Origin of the sequence: Burkholderia sp. AU6039 (assembly GCF_002223365.1) — a bacterium.
Lineage (GTDB): Bacteria > Pseudomonadota > Gammaproteobacteria > Burkholderiales > Burkholderiaceae > Burkholderia.
Map to the genome: position 1 here is coordinate 1,705,112 of NZ_NKFK01000005.1, position 20,032 is coordinate 1,725,143.

At 64.3% G+C, this 20,032-nt stretch carries 16 protein-coding genes; 7 read left to right on the top strand and 9 right to left on the bottom strand.

What is annotated here, in order from left to right:
* Nucleotides 1-86: 86 nt before the first annotated feature.
* The 7 genes from CFB39_RS25325 to CFB39_RS25355 all read right to left on the bottom strand — a co-directional run bounded on the left by CFB39_RS25325 (nt 87) and on the right by CFB39_RS25355 (nt 7,701).
* On the bottom strand, nt 87-1,142 hold the full coding sequence (locus tag CFB39_RS25325) for an amidohydrolase family protein (RefSeq protein WP_218829811.1): 1,056 nt from the start codon (nt 1,140-1,142) through the stop codon (nt 87-89).
* 82 nt (nt 1,143-1,224) lie between these two features.
* Nucleotides 1,225-2,256, bottom strand: a complete 1,032-nt coding sequence (gene dmpG / locus CFB39_RS25330) for a 4-hydroxy-2-oxovalerate aldolase (protein ID WP_089474893.1) — start codon at nt 2,254-2,256, stop codon at nt 1,225-1,227.
* Nucleotides 2,257-2,267: 11 nt separating this feature from the next.
* The gene (locus CFB39_RS25335; protein ID WP_089474894.1) at nt 2,268-3,215 is read right to left on the bottom strand and encodes an acetaldehyde dehydrogenase (acetylating); all 948 of its coding nucleotides are present in this window, start codon (nt 3,213-3,215) and stop codon (nt 2,268-2,270) included.
* Complete coding sequence (locus CFB39_RS25340; protein WP_089474895.1) at nt 3,212-4,021, bottom strand: 2-keto-4-pentenoate hydratase; 810 nt, start codon at nt 4,019-4,021, stop codon at nt 3,212-3,214. Before CFB39_RS25340 ends, CFB39_RS25335 begins: the two co-directional genes overlap by 4 nt.
* A 26-nt stretch (nt 4,022-4,047) precedes the next feature.
* Nucleotides 4,048-5,814 (bottom strand): bifunctional 3-(3-hydroxy-phenyl)propionate/3-hydroxycinnamic acid hydroxylase, encoded by a 1,767-nt coding sequence (locus CFB39_RS25345; protein WP_089474896.1) that lies wholly within the window; start codon nt 5,812-5,814, stop codon nt 4,048-4,050.
* A complete protein-coding gene (locus CFB39_RS25350; RefSeq protein ID WP_089474897.1) occupies nt 5,811-6,821 on the bottom strand; it encodes a VOC family protein in 1,011 nt (336 codons plus the stop codon). The genes CFB39_RS25345 and CFB39_RS25350 overlap by 4 nt, the downstream gene beginning before the upstream one ends.
* 16 nt (nt 6,822-6,837) lie before the next feature.
* Nucleotides 6,838-7,701: an alpha/beta fold hydrolase gene (locus CFB39_RS25355; protein ID WP_089474898.1), complete on the bottom strand. Its 864-nt coding sequence runs from the start codon at nt 7,699-7,701 to the stop codon at nt 6,838-6,840.
* Nucleotides 7,702-7,856: 155 nt separating this feature from the next.
* On the opposite strand from CFB39_RS25355, the gene CFB39_RS25360 reads away from it, so the two are divergent.
* Entirely contained in the window at nt 7,857-8,582 is a 726-nt protein-coding gene (locus tag CFB39_RS25360) for a TetR/AcrR family transcriptional regulator (protein ID WP_089474899.1), read from the top strand.
* A 300-nt stretch (nt 8,583-8,882) separates the two neighbouring features.
* Here the strand turns inward: CFB39_RS25360 and CFB39_RS25365 are convergent, their stop codons facing one another.
* The gene (locus CFB39_RS25365; protein ID WP_089474900.1) at nt 8,883-9,641 is read right to left on the bottom strand and encodes a TetR/AcrR family transcriptional regulator; all 759 of its coding nucleotides are present in this window, start codon (nt 9,639-9,641) and stop codon (nt 8,883-8,885) included.
* Nucleotides 9,642-9,975: 334 nt separating this feature from the next.
* Here CFB39_RS25365 and CFB39_RS25375 point away from each other — a divergent pair, with 334 nt between their 5' ends.
* From CFB39_RS25375 to CFB39_RS25400, 6 genes are all read left to right on the top strand, one after another.
* Entirely contained in the window at nt 9,976-11,046 is a 1,071-nt protein-coding gene (locus tag CFB39_RS25375) for a VOC family protein (RefSeq protein WP_089474902.1), read from the top strand.
* Nucleotides 11,047-11,084: 38 nt separating this feature from the next.
* The gene (locus CFB39_RS25380; RefSeq protein WP_089474903.1) at nt 11,085-12,041 is read left to right on the top strand and encodes a fumarylacetoacetate hydrolase family protein; all 957 of its coding nucleotides are present in this window, start codon (nt 11,085-11,087) and stop codon (nt 12,039-12,041) included.
* Entirely contained in the window at nt 12,038-14,008 is a 1,971-nt protein-coding gene (locus CFB39_RS25385; RefSeq protein WP_089474904.1) for an acyl-CoA synthetase, read from the top strand. Before CFB39_RS25380 ends, CFB39_RS25385 begins: the two co-directional genes overlap by 4 nt.
* A 139-nt stretch (nt 14,009-14,147) precedes the next feature.
* A complete protein-coding gene (locus CFB39_RS25390; protein ID WP_089474905.1) occupies nt 14,148-14,885 on the top strand; it encodes an OmpW family protein in 738 nt (245 codons plus the stop codon).
* Nucleotides 14,886-14,939: 54 nt separating this feature from the next.
* The gene (locus CFB39_RS25395; RefSeq protein WP_089474906.1) at nt 14,940-17,918 is read left to right on the top strand and encodes a molybdopterin-dependent oxidoreductase; all 2,979 of its coding nucleotides are present in this window, start codon (nt 14,940-14,942) and stop codon (nt 17,916-17,918) included.
* Between the two features lie 10 nt (nt 17,919-17,928).
* Nucleotides 17,929-18,798, top strand: coding sequence for a 4Fe-4S dicluster domain-containing protein (locus CFB39_RS25400; RefSeq protein WP_089474907.1), 870 nt, complete (start codon nt 17,929-17,931; stop codon nt 18,796-18,798).
* 76 nt (nt 18,799-18,874) lie between these two features.
* Here CFB39_RS25400 and CFB39_RS25405 read toward each other — a convergent pair whose 3' ends face one another.
* Nucleotides 18,875-19,849: a nitronate monooxygenase family protein gene (locus tag CFB39_RS25405; protein WP_089474908.1), complete on the bottom strand. Its 975-nt coding sequence runs from the start codon at nt 19,847-19,849 to the stop codon at nt 18,875-18,877.
* Between the last annotated feature and the right edge of the window lie 183 nt (nt 19,850-20,032).

The following is a 20,032-nucleotide window of genomic DNA, read 5'->3' on the forward strand; positions in this document are numbered from 1 at the left end:
CCACCGGCGAAACGGCGGCAAGCGTCACCGCCGGGCGGAAGTCATCCGCCAGGCATGCGCGTCCGGGGGGCCAGACGAAGCGGGATTCAGCGGTCCCTGAGCCGGTCGATCAACCGGACGCTCGCGCCGGCCGCCGCGCGCCGGAGCGAAGTCAACGGGCCGCTGTCGTGCGGCGGCTTACTGGCGACGCGCTCCGCATCGCCGGCCAAGCGCGGGAACAGGCGCAGCGCGTTGCCGCGCTCGATGCCGGCGCGCGCGTGGGCGTCCCAGACAGGCGACCGTTCGAGCGTTTCGCGCTGCATCGCGGCCACCGGCGCCGGCGCGAACGGGAAATCGCTGCCGAACAGGACCTGTGACGGCTCGACCAGTTCGCGCAACGCGGCCTGCGGATACGCGGCAGGCGACAGTGCCGTGTCGAAGTGAAAGCGCCTGATGTAAGTGAGCGCGCCGGCCGGTACCGCCGAAAGGTATTCCGGCATCAGGTTGGCCAGCGACACGCGCCACGCGACGTAAGGCAGGAATCCGCCCGCGTGCGCGAGAATCCAGCGAATATTCGGGTAACGCTCCAGCGTCCCCGTCAGCATCAGGTTGACCGCCGCGCGCGTCGTATCGCACAGAAACTCGATCAGGAAGCCGGGCGCACCGAGCCCGAGCGACTCGCTCGTCCGATGCAGGTTCGGGTGCACGAACACGACCGCATGGCGGCGATCGAGCTCGGCCATCAGTTCGTCGAATTCCGGCGCTCCGAGAAACTTTCCTTCCGTACTACCCAGCAGCACGACGCCGTCCGCTTTCAGCACGTCGAGCGCGTGAACGGCTTCCGCACAGGCCAGTTCGGTAAACGGCATCGGCAGAACCGCGAACGAACCGAAGCGGCCGGGATGCGCATCGCAAAGCTGCGCCGCAAATTCGTTACATTGACGTGCGAGCGTGCGCGCTGCTTCGAGGTCGCCGAAATACACACCCGGCGCCGAGATCGACAGCAGCGCCGCCTGAATGCCGTTCTCGTTCATCACGTCGAGCGACGCTTGCGCATGCCATTCCGGCAATGCCGCGCCGGCGACCTTCTGTATGCCCTGCCTCGACATCGCATCGCGATAGGCCGGCGGAACGAAATGATGATGGACGTCGATTCGGTGCACGATCAGCTCCGGCATGAAACGTATGATATGGATGACGAAATATATTTAAAGCGTGTCGTTTCGGTATCGAAACGCCGCCTACCTACGTCGCCGCTCGGGATGCGTCCCGGGCGTTCGACAGATCCAGCGCCACGTCGACGATCATGTCTTCCTGACCGCCCACCATACCGCGCCGCCCTAGTTCGACGAGGATATCGACCGTACCGAGATCATATTTCCGGGCAGCCAGTTCAGCATGGCGCAGAAAGCTGGAATACACGCCGGCATAACCGAGCGCAAGCGTCTCCCGGTCGACGCGCACCGGGCGGTCCTGCAGCGGCCGGACGATATCGTCCGCCGCATCCATCAGCCGGTACAGATCCGTGCCGTGACGCCAGCCGAGGCGCTCGGCTGCCGCGACGAATACCTCGAGCGGTGCGTTCCCCGCCCCGGCTCCCATTCCCGCCAGGCTCGCGTCCACACGATCGCACCCTTCCTCGACCGCGACGATCGAGTTCGCCACACCGAGACTCAGGTTGTGGTGCGCGTGAATGCCCACCTCGGTGTCGGGTTTCAGCACATCCTTGAACGCGCGGACGCGGTCGCGCACGTCATTCATGTTCATCGCACCGCCGGAATCCACGACGTAGCAGCAGGTCGCGCCATAGCTTTCCATCCGCTTCGCCTGCTCGGCCAGGCCGGCGGGCGTGTGCATGTGACTCATCATCAGGAAGCCCACGGCCTCCATGCCGAGTTCACGCGCGAATTCGATGTGCTGGCGGGAAATGTCGGCTTCCGTGCAATGCGTGGCGACCCGTACGATGCGTGCGCCCGCGTCGTACGCGGCACGGAGATCGTGCACGGTGCCGATACCGGGCAGCAGCAGCGTGGCGACCTTCGCGTGGGTGACGACCTCGGCGACGGCCGCGATCCATTCCGGGTCGGTATGCGCGCCGAAACCATAGTTGAAGCTGCCGCCCTGCAGGCCGTCGCCATGCGCGACTTCGATCGAATCGACCCGCGCGGCATCGAGCGCCGTCGCGATCTGCCGCGCCTGCGCCACGCTGTACTGGTGACGAATCGCGTGGCTGCCATCACGCAGCGTCACATCGGAGATATAGACCTTCTTGTCCATGGGCGGCGTTCTCACGTTGCGTCGCGCAGCATGCGGGCGGCGACCTGTTCGGCCATCGCCCGGGCCGCGCTCGTCATGATGTCGAGGTTGCCGGCGTAGGCCGGCAGATAGTGGGCGGCCCCCTCGACTTCGAGGAAGATCGAAGTCTTGAGGCCCGACATGCGTTCGCCGACACCCGGAATGCGAATCGGCCGATCGGATTCGATGCGATCGAACTGCACGCGCTGCTTCAGGCGGTAGCCCGGCACGTACGACTGCACCGCGTCCACCATCCGCGCGACCGAGGCCTCGATGCGCGCTTCGTCGGCGAAATCGCTGAGCGTGTATACCGTATCGCGCATCATGAGCGGTGGCTCGGCCGGATTGAGCACGATGATCGCGTTGCCTCTTGCCGCGCCGCCGACCGTTTCGATCGCGCGCGCCGTCGTCTCGGTGAACTCGTCGATGTTGGCACGCGTGCCCGGTCCCGCGCTCCGGCTCGAGATCGATGCGACGATCTCGCCGTAGTGGACGTTGGTGACCTGCGACACCGCCGCGATCATGGGGATCGTCGCCTGTCCGCCGCACGTCACCATGTTGACGTTGGGTGCATCCAGATGGCGCGCGCCGTTGACCACCGGAATGCAGTACGGACCGATCGCCGCCGGCGTCAGGTCGACCACGCGGATGCCGGGCCTGATCGTGCGCAGGAACGCATCGTTGTACGCGTGGGCCGATGCAGACGTCGCATCGAACACGATGTCGATGTCGGCAAACGCGGGCATCCGCGCGAGCCCCTCGACGCCTTCGTGCGTCGTGGCGACGCCCATCCGGGCTGCACGCCCCAGCCCGTCCGACGCGGCGTCGATCCCGACCATCGCACCCATCTCGATATGTTCGCCGTGCCGCAGGATCTTGATCATCAGATCCGTGCCGATGTTGCCGCTGCCGATGATGCCAACCTTGAGTTTCCTGCTCATTGAGCGGCTCCTGTGACGAGACGGCAATGCACGCTGCCGAGCGCGCCGATTTGCGCGTGAATCGCGTCCCCGCTCGCCACCGCCACCATCGGGCCAAACGCACCGGACAGGATCACGTCACCTTCACGCAGGCCCTGTCCATGACGCGCCATCGTACGAGCGAGCCAATAGACCGCGCGCAACGGATGGCCAAGGCAGGCTGCACCGACGCCGGTCGAGACGACGTCGCCGTGCTTGGTCATCGTCATGCCGAGCTCGCCGAGCGAAAGCCGGCCGAGCGACACCGGCTGATGGCCGAGCACGTACGCGCCGCACGACGCATTGTCGGCGACGGTGTCCTCTAGCGTGATCCGCCAGTCGGCGATTGCACTGTCGACGATCTCGAGCGCCGGCAACGCATAGGCCAGCGACGACACGACGCGGCTGTAGCTCGGTGCGTGGTCGTCGAGATCGCGACCGACGACGAACGCGACCTCGGCCTCGATCTTCGGTTGCAGCAAGCGATCCATCGGCACGTCGTCGCCGTCGAGATACTCCATGTCGTCAAACAGCACGCCGAAGTCAGGTTGGTCGACGCCGAGTTGCCGCTGCACCGCGAGCGATGTCAATCCAATCTTCCTGCCGATGATGCGCGCGCCGGCAGCGGTTCGCGCCGCCGTGTTCGCTTCGGCCACCGCATAGGCGGCAGCGAGCCCGGCAATGCCGAACCGCTCGGCAATCGGTTCGACCGGAGTGCGCGTCGCGCGCGCATTGCGCAGTGCGTCGGCGGCGGCATGAATACGGGAATCGTCAGGTAAGGGACACATGATTGGCGGAATGAAAGAGTCGGAATTCAGGCAGCCCTGGCGAACGACGCCGCATCGGCCGGCACGGCCGCGCGGGTACCGCCGCCCGTATTCGGCACGCCGAGCTGGTCGCGCAGGCGCGTCACCGTGCGATCGAGTTCGGTCACGGGTACGACGGCGAATACGAACCGGTCCGGCCTGAGGATCGCCACGGCCTTGTCGCGAAACCCCGCCTTCGCGAACCACGCGATCATGTTGCCGTCAATGTCCTCGACCTCGGGTGCGCCACCGTTGCGGTTGTCGCGCTCGACGCCCTCGAGCCCCTGCGGACGTCCTCCGTACGGATAGAGCGTGACGTACCGCACCGACAACGCCTGCAGCACTTCAGCGGACGCGGCATCCAGATACCGGGACGGATCAACGTTCAGGCCAACGAGCGAAAATCCGCGCCCGAGCACGTCGTCCATCCGCTGCCTCGCGCCGTCGAACCGGCGCACTTCGGGTTGCGGGGCAAGCGCCCCCTCCGGGCCGTTGCGGCGGCGCCGCGGCAGCCCGATGTACGCGTTCTTCCTGTACACGGGCGCCGGCTTGAAACCGCCCTCCTGAAACCAGCGCCTGAGCGGCGGGATCATCCGGATGACCGCGAGCGACGTGTCGCGCACGAACGTGCCCAGCGGATTGCGTACGGATACGACATTCTTCAGCAGCACGGACACGTCGATCATCGCCTTGGCGTGCGCGTGGCGCTCCGACTGGTAGGTGTCCAGTAGTGCATCGCCGGCGGCGCCGCGCAGCACGAGGTCGAGCTTCCACCCGAGGTTGTACGCGTCGCGCACGCCGGAGCTGGCACCCTGCCCCATGAACTGCGGCGTCATGTGCGCCGCGTCGCCCGCGAGCATCACGCGGCCGATCCGCCATTTGGCCGCGATCAGCGCATTGAACGTATAAACGAGCTTGCGCTTGACGACGAACTGGTCCGGATCGACGAACCGGGACAGGTACGCGCGCACCGTCTCCGGTCGCTCCATGTTCTCTTTCGTTTCACCGGGCATCAGCATGAATTCGAAGCGGTGAAACTTGTCGGGCTGCACGCAGCTCACGACCGGCAGCTTTGGGTCGACGACGAAATTGAAGTACGGCAGGTGGCGCAGTGCGTCCGTTCCGGGCTTGCGCTCGATATCCACGACGAGCCACGGTTCGGGAAAGCTCTTGCCGGCCATGTCGATGCCGAGTCGCGTGCGCACGATGCTGCGCCCGCCGTCCGCTCCGACCATGTACCGCGCCCGCAGCGATTGCACATCGGGTTCCGCACTCAAGCGCGTACGCGCATCCGTGGCTTCGCTGAAGCGCGCATCGCGCGTGGCCTGGTGCACGATGTCGACGCGGTCGGCGTCCTGCGAGAAATCGACGACTTCGCGCCCGCGCCGGATCGTGACGTTCGGATAGCGCGACAGCGTGTCGGACAACGTCGTTTCGAGATACGGCTGATAGAAGAAATTGATGATCGGCCAGCCGAGCGGTCGCTTGCGCGGCATGTACTGCGTGATCGGCGTGCCGTCGGGGCGCACGAGCTGCACCGGCGTTTCCATCATCATGCGCGCCTGCAGTTCGTCGGCCACCGCCAGATGCTGGAAAATCCGCATGCATTCGTCGTCGGTATAAACAGCGCGGGCATTACCGTAAAACACCGGTTCGCGCTCGAGCACGACGACGCGGTGGCCCGCCTGGCCGAGCAGGTGTGCGAGCACCAGGCCGGTCGGCCCCAGCCCCACGATCGCGACGTCGCACGCATCGTCCTGATGCACTACGCTCATGTTTGGTCTCCCTGGATGATGAATTCCGGATGCAGCAGCGACGCGAACGCGCGTCGCGCGCGGCCCAGCCGGGCGCGCAACGTCAGGTTCTCCGGGCGATGGCCCCACAGGCTGATCCCGCGGTAGGTCGTCGTGCTCCACGCGCGCTCGTCCACGACGATCGGGTTCCAGCCGAGTTCCATCTCGAAACCGGACGGCGTCTGCACATAGAACGAAAGCTCGCGGTCGTTCGGGTGCTGGCCGATCGCATTGGCGATCGGGTATCCCATCGACCTGCACCGCAAATAGGCCTGCGTCACATCGTCCAGTGACGCGCACTGGAGATTCAGGTGGTGAATCTGCGTGCGCAGCGGATTCAGGCGAATCCCGCGCGTCGCCGCGGTCGCGAGCGAATGGTGGCGCTCGTTCAGCCGCAGAAATGCGAAATCGAGATTCAGGCCGTCGATCTTGTCCTCGATTTCGTCGGACAGGCGCGCGTCGAATACCTTTTTCCAGAACGCCTGCATCGCTTCCGGCTGACGCGTCGTGATCGCGACGTGCCCGAGGCCCGATGCGCCTGTCACGAATCCGCTTGCCTTCATCTGCAACGGCGAATCGGTCAGCCCCGCGTCGGTGAACAACTCGGTGCGCAACCGCTTCGGTCCGGTGAAGTGCCAGAAGCGCGTCACCCCTCGCAACGCGGCTTCGTCCGCACTGCCCTGCAGCACCTCGATGCCGAACGCGGACAGCCGCTCGAACGCAAGCTTCAACGCCGCGTCGTCGGCCAGCTGCCAGCCGATCGCGGTGACGTCTTCCGCTTGTCCTTCATGAACGATCAAGCGACGCTGATGCGCATCGATCCGGCAGGCGAGCAACGTGGGCTGCGGACGATCCGCATGCAGCCCTAGCCCCTCCGTGACGAACGTGCTCCAGGCGTCCAGTCGGACGGATTCGATCAGCAAATAGCCAAGACGCACGCGACCGAACAACGTGTCGGGCGAGGCCGGCGAGCTGGCGATGGTCGGCATGGCGGCGCGCTCCGGCTCAAACACGGCGGAAGTCAGGCGCGTCGGCGCTGTCTTCGGCCAGAAATGCCACCACCATCGCGTTGAATTCGTCAGCGCGCTCCCACTGCACCCAGTGACCGGTCTGCTGAACAGATGCTACGTCGCAGTTCGGCATGCGCCGCTGCAGCGAGCGGGCACCGCTCGGTCGATTGACCTTGTCCTCCGTTCCCCACAACACGAGCGTCGGGTTTTGCACGCCGGCCAGACGCGGATCGCGCGTGAAGTCGAGTTTCCTGAATTGCGGAATGCCCTTGGGGCCGAGCAATGGCGGGCTGGCGACGACCTCCGGGTCGATGCTGGACTGAAAGCGCTCCTGGAGCGTCGCATCGGATACAAGGCTGCCGTCGTAGACAAGGTCGCCCCGGATGAACGTCGCAAGCTTTTGCAATGTCGGGCCTTCGCCCTTGTAGTAATTCAGCAGACGCTTGAGGCCGGGCGTCGGCAACCCACGCGTCGTGTCCACGCCGCCGGGCCCCATCAGCACGAGACGGCCGACCGCTGCCGGCCGCTCGATCGCCATGCGCAACGCGCAGGCGCCACCCAGCGAGTTGCCGAGGATGTGCGCGCGCTCGATACGCAGCGCATCGAGCATCCCGAGCATGCTCGCGGCCAGGTCGCCGAACGGGTCACCGCGATCCAGGCCCTTCGTCGATTTGCCATAGCCGGGCATGTCGGGCACGACGACCCGGTGGACGCACGCGAGCGCACCGACATTGCGCGCGTAATTGGACATGCCGGAAGCGCCGGGACCGCAGCCGTGGGGCATGAGCACCACCGGGCCCTCGCCCGCTTCGGTAAAGGAAATGGTTCGCGCACCGACTCGAACGGTGCGTTGAGTCATTGCGTGAGTCATGAACGGGGCATTCACGGCGGAGTCGCTCCAGACGGTTGATCAGGCTTGCTTGTTTTAATAATGAGATATTTGTCATCATGACAATATACTCGTCTTCACCTAGCCAGCCGGAGCGTCTGTTGCGTCGCCGTATAATTCCCGCCATGAATGAAACGACCGTTGACCATCGGACCCGCGTCGCGGCGGAGCGACGCGAACGCATGCGCGCCCGCCTGATCGAAAGCGCGATGCTCGTGTTCGCAGAAAAGGGAGTCGGCGCAAGCGTCATCCAGGACGTCATTGCAGCCGCAGACGTGTCGCAGGGCACGTTCTACAAATACTTCCGCACCAACGAGGATCTGCTCGCGGCGGTGACGCAGGAACTGAACGACGAGTTGCTGCGTTTGATCGAAGCGGAAGTCCACGGTTATGAGGATCCGGCGCTCCGCATCGCGTGTGGTGTGCGCATGTTCCTGCACGCGGCGCGCGCGTATCCGCTGCTGGCGCGCTTCATTTGCGCGGCCGGCCTGCATTCCGCGGGGCCGAGCAGCCTGATCTACGTGTTCCTGCCGCCGCATATCGAGCAGGGTCTGGCACTGGGGCGTTTCACCCATGTCGGCGTCGGCACCGCGCTCGACGTGATCGCCGGAACCGCGCTCGCGACGATCCTCAGAATCACCAATGAAGGCCCGCAAAACGTCGTTCCGGAGCCGGTGGTCGCAGCAATTCTGCTTGCACTGGGCGTCGAGCGTCTTGAGGCGGAGAAGCTGGTCGAAGCGGTATTGCCGCCGATCGAAACGCCCGATACGTCGCTACTCGAACGCGGGCATGCAAGGATGCAGGCTCAACTGCCCCCCGGAATTCGACAGGCGCCGTCGCACCGCTCGTAACACCAATCGGGTCGCCCTAGACCCGTGAAACGTCACGATGTTTTACGGACCCCGGATCGACGTACTCACCCACCAAACGGCCGTTCAGAGACGCGTCGATGGGGGCTGGTCGGAATTCGTTAAACAGCCGCCACATCCCGGTCCAGCCAAGCCTTCCGGCTGATCACTTCCCCCCACCCAAAGCCACGCGATGCCGTTCGACGCGCATGCGCGTGGGTTCTCGTCCTTCGGTGGCATTCCACGAACTGGCGGGTACCGCACTCGCACGGGGTGACGCGGCCGGCGCCTGCCTCACCTCGTTCACGACTGTGCCGGTTCGACCGCTTCCACGACCGGCAGCGGCCGGCTTGCGATCTTCTCGGCTTCTGCGCGCTTGAGCCCCAGCATATGCAGCAGCGTTGCCGCGGTGCGTTCCGGAAAATGCTCTCCGCTGAAGCCGAGTTCCTTCAGCACATTCACCGCCGGCGCGCCGGGAGCGACGAAGTTGAGTTCGGCGGCAATGGCGGTCAGCACCGTACCGCCAAGCGAAAGGAAGCCGATGAACGGGTCGGCGACCACGAAGCGTTTCTCGGCGATGCCGCGCTCGATGTCTCGCAACAGGCGCTGACCCAGACCGAGCGTCAGGACCCGCGCCGAAAAACCCTCTCGTATCAGGAAGTGCCCCCACACCGGCTCGCGCCGCGCACGCATCAGCGTATGGCGCACTGACACCGAAATGATTTCCGCCGGGTCGGACAAGCCGCTAGCCAGGCGATCGAGGGAATCCGCGAACTCCTCGAATACCGATTCCACGAGGGTGGCGTAGATCGCCTCCTTCGATTCGAAGTGGTTGTAGAACGAGCCGAAACCGACGTCGGCTGCCTCTGTGATCTCGTTGATCGCGACGCCTTCCATCCCCTTCTGCGCCATCAGCCTGAGCGCGGCGTCCAGCAGGCGGGCACGGGTTTCCCGCTTGCGGCGCGCGCCGCGCGGCTCGCGCTCTTCGGTAACCGCGACCACGGGATGGGGTGCTTCCGGAGCGGAGCGCTTGGGTGTACGGCGATTCGGTGTATTCGGCATGACGTTTCCGGTCCTTGTTCGGGCTCAAGTATAGATTCAAATGTCTACATTGACAAAACTATCATTTCTGAATTTAATGTCACAAAGGCGGCTGAACACGGCCCCGAGAACCGATCGAAAAACGAATGGAGAAACGGTGGAGACACATCTGCATACGGGCGCCAGCGCGTCCATTCACAACCACCCGCTTTCGTCGCACGGATGCGAGTGGCGTGCGACGCCCGACATGTCGTGCACCGGTTCGATGGCATGCCTGCCGTTGCTTGGAAAGTCCCTCGATGCGACGGCGCCCGCCTTCGCAATTGCCATTCGACCTGCCTGACTGTCATCCGCCATGAAACTGACTACCACACAGCCGGCTCGACACCCTCACCCGACAACGAAGGCATCGGCGCTCGCCTATCTGATCTTCGATCGTCCGGACCTCGACGAGGCCGAGCACTTTCTCAACGACTTCGGTCTTCGAACGGTGCTGCGGGACGACACGCAGTTGCTGCTGCGCGGAACGGGCACGGCACACTTCTGTTATGTCGTTCGCCACGCGCCGAAGGCTCGCTTCGTCGGCTTCGGCTTGCGGGTCGACAGTCGAGCCGATCTGGAGGCGCTCGCCAGCGTGCCTGGCGCATCGAAGGTGGAGGCGTCGGATTGGCCCGGTGGCGGCCACCGGGTGCGTCTCACCGATCCGTCCGGTTTTCGGGTCGATGCGATTGCGGGCCAGACACGGGCCGATACGCTGCCGCATCGCGCTCCGCTCCCGTTCAACTCGGTCGACGCGCCCGTACGAATCAACGAGACGCAGCGGCCGCCGGCGAGCACCCCCGAAGTCATTCGGCTCGGGCACGTCGTGCTCGAACTCGCCGACTACCAGGAAACCTGCGCGTGGTACACGCAGCATTTCGGGTTCATCCCCAGCGATGTCCAGGTGCTGCCGGACGGCTCGCCTGCGGTTGCATTCATGCGGCTCGATCTGGGTGACAGGCCGGCCGATCACCATACGCTCGCACTCGCCCAGGGGTTCGTGCCGACGTATAGCCACAGTGCGTACGAACTGGTCGACGCCGATGCCGTCGGCATGGGCCAGCGCCTGCTCCGCGACAGCGGATGGACGCATGCGTGGGGCATCGGCCGACACATTCTCGGCAGCCAGATCTTCGACTACTGGCAGGACCCGTGGGGCGACAAGCACGAACACTATTGCGACGGCGACCTGTTCACGGCCGACGAGCCGACGGGGGTGCACGCGGTCAGTCGCGAAGCGATGGCGCAGTGGGGCCCGACGATGCCGCGCAGCTTCACGAAGCCCCGCTTTACGCCATCGAGCCTCGCGGCGCTGTTTCGCAACCTGCGCCGCAGTCCCGATCTGACGCTGAGCAAGCTATTGACGTTGGCGAAGCTGTTCGCCTGACCCCCAAACCGCCCATTCGACTCACGAGAGATCCATCCATGTCACTGCTTGTCCTGCACTTCCGGCATAACGGCCGCGCCCAATGGGGGGTGGCCGCCCACGGCGCCGTCACGCCGATTCCCGGCGACTTCGACACGACCGCGAGCTTTCTCGCGGCGAATCCGGTTGAACGACTCGTCACGCTCGACGGATCGAAGATTCCGGAGAAAGAGGTGGAGTGGCTTTCCCCGGTGACGACCAACCAGCAATTCGTTTGCCAGGGCGCCAATTATCGTCAGCACATGATCGAATCTGGCATGGATCCGGACGCGAAGAAGTTCAACATGATCTTCACGAAGGCGACGAGTTGTATCGTCGCGGCCGACTCACCGGTCGTGAAACCGCGGCACGTCCGGTTTCTCGACTACGAAATCGAGCTCGGCCTCATCCTCAAACGCGACATCACGTCTCACCAGCAGATCACGGACGCGAACCTGCACGACTATGTCGCCGGCACCGTGATCGTCAACGACTATTCCGCGCGCGATGTCCAGATCCCGCAGATGCAGTTCTACAAGGGCAAGAGTTTCCGGACGTTCGGCCCGGTCGGCCCGTATCTGTGCCTGCTCGAACGGCGCGACTTCCCGAAGCTGAATGCGCTCGACCTGACGTTGACCGTCAACGGTGCGGTGCGCCAGCAGGACTCGACATCGAACCTCGTCTATGGCCCGGCGGAAACGTTGACCGAGTTGTCGGGTGTGCACGACCTTCGCGCCGGCGACCTGCTCGCGACCGGTACGCCGGCCGGCTGCGCACTCAGCATCCCGTCGCCGCTCAAGCAGCGAGCCGTCGCGCTTTTTCCCGAATCCTTCAAGTGGAAGATGTTCATGAAGGTGCAGGCAGGACGCGCGCAGTATCTGAAGGCCGGAGATATCGTCGAAGCCCGGATCGCGAGCCGTGATGGAACGATCGATCTGGGTGTGCAACGTAACGAGATCGTGGACGAGGCGGCATGAACGGCATCGCGACCCAGAACGACGTGCTGGCGATTGAAGCGCAGGGCATCCCGCCGAACCTTCCGGCCAGCACGTACGAGATGATCTGCGCCGGTGCGGCCATCGATCCGTCCGCGCCCGCCCTCTCCTTCTTCTTGACCGCCAACGCGCACCGCGACGCCGAGCGCTGGACCTATCGCGAGCTGGTTCGCGACATCACGCGCACGGCCAACCTGTTCACGCGCCTCGGTGTGAGCTCGAATTCGGTGATCGCTTATGTGCTGCCCAATCTTCCCGAAGCGCACTTCGTGATATGGGGTGGGCAGGCGGCGGGTATCGTATGCGCGATCAATCCGCTGCTCGAAAGCGACGCGATAGGCAAATTGCTCGATGCGGCCGGCGCCAGCGTGCTCGTGACGCTCGCCCCCTTTCCCGGGGCCGATCTCTGGCAAAAAGTCGCGAATATCCTCCACCAGGCCGAGTCGCTTCGGCATCTCGTGCTGGTCAATCCGGCCGATCGCGTGCGGGGCACGGCGCAGTCTGCGGCCCGGGCGCTCCATCATGACGCGTGTGCGAAGCTGTACGGCGATGGCGGTTTGCGCAGCGCTGTGCCTGCGCACATCCGGATCCACGACTTCGGTACGGCAATCGCACGGGAATCCGGCACGGCGCTCGTGAATACGCGCCGCATTCAACCTGGCGACATGTCCTCTTACTTCTGTACCGGTGGCACCACCGGGTTGCCGAAAATCGCGATGCGTCGCCACGGCAACGAAGTGGCGAATGCATGGAGCGCCGCGCGGTTCTTCGGCGACAGTATCGGCCCCGGAAAAACGACGTTTTGCGGCTTGCCGCTCTTTCACGTCAATGCCGCGATGGTGACCGGCCTCCTGCCTTTCTCGCGCGGCGCCCATGTCGTGCTCGGCACGCCGCAGGGCTACCGAGGCGACGGCGTCGTCAAACGCTTCTGGGAAATCGTCGAACATCATCACGTCAATTTCTTCAGCGCCGTCCCGACACTGTATGCGTCGCTGCTCGACGTTCCGCTCGACGATCATGTTATCGACTCGCTCGAATACGGCCTGTGCGGCGCCGCGCCGATGCCGGTCGGCGTCTTCAGGGCCTTCCAGGAAAAAACGGGCGTACGGATTCTCGAGGGTTACGGACTGACCGAAGGAACCTGCGTGAGCAGCGTCAACCCGACCGTGGGCGAGCGCCGGCTGGGGTCAATCGGGCTTCGCATCCCTTTCCAGGCGATGAAAGCCGTCGTCGTGGACGACGCGGGGCGGTATCTGCGTGACTGCGCGGTTGGCGAGGATGGACTGCTCGTCATCTCCGGGCCGAACGTATTCGCCGGCTACCTGCGCCACGATCAAAACAGGTCGCTCTGGCTCGATCTCGGCGACGGCACGCCCTGGCTCAACACGGGCGACCTCGGCCGCTGCGACGTCGACGGTTACTTCTGGCTGACCGGTCGCAAGAAAGAATTGATCATTCGGGGCGGGCACAACATCGACCCTGCGGCGATCGAGGAACCCCTTCATCGCCATCCGGCGGTCCAGATCGCCGCGGCAATCGGGCGTCCGGATGCGCATGCCGGCGAGCTACCGGTCGCGTATGTTCAGCTCAAGCCGGGGATGAGCGCGACCGAGCACGATCTGACGGCGTTCATGCAACAGGAGATCGCCGAACGCGCCGCGCTGCCCAAGCACGTCCGAATCGTGGAAGCCATCCCGCTCACAGGCGTCGGCAAGATCTTCAAACCGGAACTCAAGCGCCGCGAGACGCGTGACGCGCTTCGTACGGCATTGACCCAGGGCGGCGCCCCCGGTGCATCAATCGACGTCACGACCGACGATTCGGGCCGAATGTCGGTCTCGGTCGAGCTGAGCGATCCCGGGTTCGAAGCTGCGGCGCGCTTCGTGCTGGGACGTTTTCCGTTTGCGTTCTCGATCTCGGTCGCCGCGCAACCAGTATCGCCATCCTGACAGACAGCTCCAGATCTGCGGTGATGGAAGTGCGCGGCTAGCCAGGAAAGCATCAACGTCGAAAGCAGATCACCTTTATCAATAAGGTATCCAAATTAGTTCTTGTACGTGAAATGGATCGAGACAGAGGAGACACGAGATGAATTTCAAGCGGCCGATGAGTTTCGCAGGCGTGGCGGTTTGCATTTGCTCGGCTTCGCTTGCCGACAACGCCGATGCGCAGACGGCAGGAAGCATTACAACCTCGGTAGGATGGCTACACATCGCACCGCAGGGCGACGCCACGCCCCTCATCGTGCAAAGCGTCGGCGGCGTGACGGTGAATCGGCAACTGGCCGGCACCGGCGCACATGCCAGTTCGACGGATACGCTGGGCATTACCACCGAGTATTACGTCACTGACAATCTGGGTGTCGCCATGCTTTTGGGCATGCCGCTGAAAGTCAATCTGATTGGCGACGGGACGTTGCAGAAGTATGGCACGCTCGGCACGACAAGGCCGATGCCGCCCGCCATCGAACTTCGATACCACCTGTTTTCTGCCACGTCGAAATTCCGGCCGTACCTGGGCATCGGCGCGAACTATACGTGGTTCACCCAGGTTCGGGCAACCAACAGCCAGTTCGTCTCCGACAGCTTTGGGCCGGGCGGCTCGGCGCGCGCGACGCTCAGCTCGTCGTGGAACCCCGTGTTCGAGCTCGGGGCAAATTACGCGATTTCAAAACACTGGTCTGTCGGCACCTCCGTCAACTACATGCCGGTGAAGACCCGCCTCACGTTATACGGACAGACCGCGACCGGGACGCAGATCGTTTCCAAATCGACGCTCCGGCTCAATCCTCTTAGCGTTTTCTTGAATGTTGCCTACACGTTCTGACGGGTACGTCCGAATGCCGGCGCCCCGCATCAAGACAACCCATTGGATCGAACGATGAAACGACAGGCTCTCAAGACCATTCTTTTTGCCTTGCCCAAGGTTCTGGACCTGACGGCACGCCGCTTCCCCGCCTATCGCGATCGCCTCAAGGAGCGCAATCTCGTCGCATGGATCGGGCTCATGGATCAAAGCATCGGTCGCGCCATCGAGTTCAGGAATGGCCGCATTCGGTCGCGCGCCGGCAAGCATCCGCGACCCGACGTGCGCATGGCCTTCAAGGATGTCGCCACCGCGCTGAAGTTCCTTTCCCCCAGCCCGGACCAGGGCGAAATCATCCACGCCGCCAAGAACTTCAAGGTGGTCACCGAGGGCGAGGACGAACTGTTGGTCTGGCTCATGCAGACCCTGAGCATGATGCGCACCGTCGGCCTGCCGATGGGCACGCCCATGCGCGACGGCACCCGACGCTACGCGACCTGCACCAATGGCGGGCCCCTGTTCGTTTACGTCAAGGATGGGCGCATCGTCCGCGTGACCCCGATCGAGCTGGACGATACCGATGCGCCAAGCTGGGTGATCGAGGCGCGCGGACGTCGCTTCAGCCCGCCACGACGCAGCCTGGTCGCGCCCCACGCGTTGACGCTCAAGTCGCTGGTCTACTCCGACAAGCGCATCCTTCACCCGATGAAACGCGTCGACTTCGACCCCGACGGCGAGCGCAATCCCCAGAACCGGGGCAAGTCCGGCTATGTCCGTATCAGCTGGGACGAAGCCCTGGACATCGTCGCCAGGGAGATCAACCGGCAGAAGCGCGTTCACGGTCCCGGTTCCATCACGTTCCCGATGTCGTCCCACCACCAGTGGGGCAACGTGGGCTACTACCTCAGCGCGCTGACGCGCTTCGCCAACCTGATCGGCTTCACCCGGGTCGCCGCGAATCCGGATAGTTGGGAAGGCTGGTACTGGGGCGCCATGCATCATTTCGGCAACTCGATGCGCATCGGCGTTCCCTCCGGCTATGGCGGCCTCGAGGACGGTCTCAAGGAAGCCGAAATGATCGTCTTCTGGTCCTGCGACCCCGAAAGTACCAACGGGGCCTACGCAGGATTCGAGGGAACGCCGCGCCGTCTGTGGGCCAAGGAGCTCGGCATCGAGTTCGTGCACATCGACCCGCACTGCAATCCGACCGCACAGCTGCTGGGGGGCCGCTGGATCCCGATCCGGCCGCAGACCGATGCCGCGCTGGCGACGGCCATCATGTATGTCTGGACCGTGGAAGGCCTGTACGACAAGGACTATGTGGCGACGCGCACGACCGGTTTCGACGATTGGAAAGCCTACCTCCTGGGCGAAACCGACGGTACGCCCAAGACACCCGAGTGGCAGGAGCGCGAGACCGGCGTGCCGGCAAAGGACGCCCGCGCGCTGGCGCGCCTGTGGGGAAACAAAAAGGTTCATCTCGCCGTCGGGATGACCGGCGCGGGATTCGGTGGCGCGGGCCGCGGCGCGACCGGGGCGCAATGGGCGCGCTGCATGATCATGATGATGTCCATGCAGGGCTGGGGCAAGCCGGGCGTGAATTTCGGCTGCCTGGAAATCGGCGTCCCGCACGATCTCCAGTTCTATTTTCCGGGCTACGCGGACGGCGGCATCTCGGGCGACCTGGCGTGGACCGCCAATGCGGTGGACAACTACCAGCGCATGCCGCACATCCTGACCATGAATCCCGTCAAGCAAATGGTGCCGCGACAGCAGATGCCCGATGCGATTCTCAACGGCCACGCCACCGGTTATCTCTGGGACGGCATGTCTCAGGAAGCCCAGTTCGCGCCGTTCACCTACCCGATGCCCGGCTATTCGCCGATCCACATGATCTATCGCTATGGCGGATCCGCGTTCAGTACCGTGACGAATTCCGGACGGTGGACGGACGCCTACCAGCACTCGAGCATCGAGTTCGTCGTCAATCAGTCGATCTGGATGGAAGGCGAAGCCCAGTTCGCCGACATCATCCTGCCCGCGTGCACGTCGCTGGAGCGTTGGGACATTGGAGAATGGGCGAATTCGGGCGGCTACGCCCACCAAGGGTATGGCACGGTCAACCATCGCATGGTGACACTGCAGCACAAGTGCATCGAGCCTTTGGGCGAATCCCGCTCCGACTACGACATCTTCACCGCCATCCTGACCCGGCTGGGCCTGGGGGGCATTTTCACCGAAGGCTGTGGCGATCTCGACTGGGTCAAGCGCGTCTTCGACTCGTCGGATCTGCCCGATCACATCTCGTGGCGCGACTTCTGCCGCAAGGGCTACTTCGTCGTGCCGCCCGAAAAGCCCGAGCTGCGTCATCCCGTGGACATGCGCTGGTATGCGGAAGGCAGGCGGAAAGACCTGCCGGAACCCCACCCGCTGCCGTCACAGTTCTCGGAAACGTTCGGCAAGGGCCTGCAGACGCCGAGCGGCAAGCTGGAGTTCGTGCCCGAGTTGTTGAAGCGGCACACGGCGGACAATCCCGAGCGGCCAGCGCTCAACCGGTATATCCCCTCCTGGGAGGGCCCGCGCTCGGACCTGGCTCGTCACTATCCGCTGCAATTGATCGCCACCCACAGCCGCTACAGCTTTCATACCCATTGTGACGGCAAGAATTCCGCGGTGAACAGCGTCGACGATCATCGCGCGCTGATCGGAGGGCATCGGTTCTGGCTGCTGAGGCTCAATCCGGCTGACGCCGCCATGCGACGCATCGCTCATCGCGATCTCGTCAAGGTGCACAACGACCGCGGCGCCGTGATCTGTGCTGCCGATGTCTCGCCGCTGGTGCACGCCGGCGTCGTGAAATCCTACGAGGCGAGTGCGGAATTTCAGCTGATCGAAATCGACGGCGAGCAAGTCGAGATCGGCGGTTGCATGAACATGCTCACCCCAGACCGGCCGCAGACGGCCGGCACCAGCAGCATGAGCCCGAATTCCTGCCTGGTGCAGGTCGAGAAATGGCGCGGTGCCGAGGCGTTCATGCTCGGTCGCGCAGCGTGAGGAATGTCAAATGAGCAAGTGGAACCTGATTATCAAGGTCGGCCGTTGCGAGAACTGCCAGAACTGCGTGATCGCCGCGCGCGACGAGCACGTCGGCAATGACTTCCCCGGTTACGCTGCACCCGCAGCGGCCGACGCCGAGAGCCCCATCCGCATCCTGCGTCGCGTGCAGGGTGCCTCGCATATGGTCGAGACCACTTATTTACCGGTCATGTGCAACCACTGTGACGACGCGCCATGCATGCGTGTCGGCGGCGGCGCCATACGCAAGCGTGCCGACGGCATCGTCATCATCGATCCGGACAAGGCACGAGGCCGCAAGGACATCGTCAAGGCCTGCCCTTACAAGGCAATCGTCTGGAACGACGCGCTGCAACTGCCCCAGATCTGGATCTTCGATGCGCATTTGCTTGACCAGGGTTGGTCCCGCCCGCGTTGTCAGCAGTCGTGCCCTACCGAAGTCTTCGAGACGGTCAAGCTCGATGACACGGCGATGGCCGAGAAGGCCCGACGCGAGGGACTCAAGGTATTGCGACCCAACCTGGGCACGAAACCCCGTGTGTGGTACAGCGGCCTCGAGCGCTGGGAAACCTGCTTCGTCGGCGGAAGTGTCAGTGTCGAGGCAGGAGGCGTGGTCGAGTGTGTCACGGATGCGGTCGTCACCTTGTACGTCGGTCATCTGCAGGTCGCCGAAACGGTCTCGGACGGCTTCGGCGATTTCCGGTTCGATGGCCTGACCAAGGGCAGCGGCGCCTATAAAGTCCAAATTCGACATGCCCTCGGCAACGCTTGGCGCGAGTGCGAGTTGGGCGACAGCGCCTATCTCGGCGAGATCAGGCTCAGCCGGTCGACAAACGCCGTGGCGATCGAGTGCTCATGATCGGAGCAAGGCAGAACGCCGGGTAGAAGGTCGACCACGGCTGCAAATTCATGCAAACGCCGGCTGAGCTTGCAGCTCAAACCAAAACACCTGCCAGCCGACCGCGGATGATCTCCGTCGCCTCGCTCACGATGCGATCGACGAGTTCCTTCACGGTCGGGATGTCGCGGATCAAGCCGACGACCAGGCCGCACGACCAGGCGCCCGCGTCGAGCGCGCCCTCCTTCATGATGCGCGGATACACGCCGGCGACCTCTTCGACGATATCGTCGAACCGGAGATCGGCGCCGAGCGTGCGCTCCTTTTCGAGGATGCGATCGACCGCGGCATTGCGCAGCACGCGTTCGGTATTGCGCAACGGACGCATGACCAGGCGCGTGTCCAGTTCGGTCGCCGCGACCAGCGCCTGCTTCACGTTCTCGTGCACCGGCGCCTCGCGGGTCGCGATGAAGCGCGTCCCCATGTTGATGCCGTCCGCGCCCAGAGAAAGTGCCGCCACCAGCGAGCGCCCATCCGCCATGCCGCCGGAGGCCACGAACGGAATCCTGAGCTCGTCGGCGGCGCGCGGCAGCAGGATGAAGTTCGGAATGTCGTCCTCGCCCGGATGGCCACCGCATTCGAATCCATCGACGCTCACCGCATCGCAGCCAATGGCCTCGGCCTTGAGCGCATGGCGAACCGACGTGCACTTGTGGATCACCTTGACATGCGCGTCCTTGAGCGCGGGCAGATAGGGCTGCGGGTTGTTGCCGGCCGTTTCGACGATCTTGACGCCGCCTTCGACGATCGCCCGGATATAGCCGGGATAGTCGGGGGACGTGACGGTCGGCAGGAAGGTGAGGTTCACGCCGAACGGCTTGTCGGTCATCTCGCGGCAGCGCCGGATTTCCGCAGCCAGATCCGCCGGCGACCGCTGGGTCAGGCCGGTAATGATGCCGAGGCCGCCGGCGTTGGAGACGGCCGCCGCCAGCTCCGCGTACCCGACGTGATGCATGCCGCCCTGGATGATCGGATAGTCGATGCCGAAGAGTTCGGTGATCCTGGTTTTCATGATGTTTTCGGTTCAGGTTGAGACGAAAGCGCCTTCGCGTGCCGGGAACGCGCGGCGACCGCGACGCGCGTCACCGCACGGCCGAATCGCCGGTGCGAAGCCGACGGCAATCCACGCGGCCAGGCATCGGAGGCGCCGGAGATTTCCCGGCGCCGGCCTGATTCGCCTTCGCGCGGCCCGCAC

Bases quoted from the DNA above. Each gene is read 5' to 3' on its own strand.
- CFB39_RS25400 (WP_089474907.1), top strand. From the start codon at position 17,929: ATGAGCAAGTGGAACCTGATTATCAAGGTCGGCCGTTGCGAGAACTGC.
- CFB39_RS25395 (WP_089474906.1), top strand. From the start codon at position 14,940: ATGAAACGACAGGCTCTCAAGACCATTCTTTTTGCCTTGCCCAAGGTT.
- CFB39_RS25360 (WP_089474899.1), top strand. From the start codon at position 7,857: ATGAATGAAACGACCGTTGACCATCGGACCCGCGTCGCGGCGGAGCGA.
- CFB39_RS25405 (WP_089474908.1), bottom strand. From the start codon at position 19,849: ATGAAAACCAGGATCACCGAACTCTTCGGCATCGACTATCCGATCATC.
- CFB39_RS25365 (WP_089474900.1), bottom strand. From the start codon at position 9,641: ATGCCGAATACACCGAATCGCCGTACACCCAAGCGCTCCGCTCCGGAA.
- CFB39_RS25345 (WP_089474896.1), bottom strand. From the start codon at position 5,814: ATGAGCGTAGTGCATCAGGACGATGCGTGCGACGTCGCGATCGTGGGG.
- CFB39_RS25390 (WP_089474905.1), top strand. From the start codon at position 14,148: ATGAATTTCAAGCGGCCGATGAGTTTCGCAGGCGTGGCGGTTTGCATT.
- CFB39_RS25335 (WP_089474894.1), bottom strand. From the start codon at position 3,215: ATGAGCAGGAAACTCAAGGTTGGCATCATCGGCAGCGGCAACATCGGC.
- CFB39_RS25350 (WP_089474897.1), bottom strand. From the start codon at position 6,821: ATGCCGACCATCGCCAGCTCGCCGGCCTCGCCCGACACGTTGTTCGGT.
- CFB39_RS25375 (WP_089474902.1), top strand. From the start codon at position 9,976: ATGAAACTGACTACCACACAGCCGGCTCGACACCCTCACCCGACAACG.
- CFB39_RS25380 (WP_089474903.1), top strand. From the start codon at position 11,085: ATGTCACTGCTTGTCCTGCACTTCCGGCATAACGGCCGCGCCCAATGG.
- CFB39_RS25355 (WP_089474898.1), bottom strand. From the start codon at position 7,701: ATGACTCAACGCACCGTTCGAGTCGGTGCGCGAACCATTTCCTTTACC.
- dmpG (WP_089474893.1), bottom strand. From the start codon at position 2,256: ATGGACAAGAAGGTCTATATCTCCGATGTGACGCTGCGTGATGGCAGC.
- CFB39_RS25340 (WP_089474895.1), bottom strand. From the start codon at position 4,021: ATGTGTCCCTTACCTGACGATTCCCGTATTCATGCCGCCGCCGACGCA.
- CFB39_RS25385 (WP_089474904.1), top strand. From the start codon at position 12,038: ATGAACGGCATCGCGACCCAGAACGACGTGCTGGCGATTGAAGCGCAG.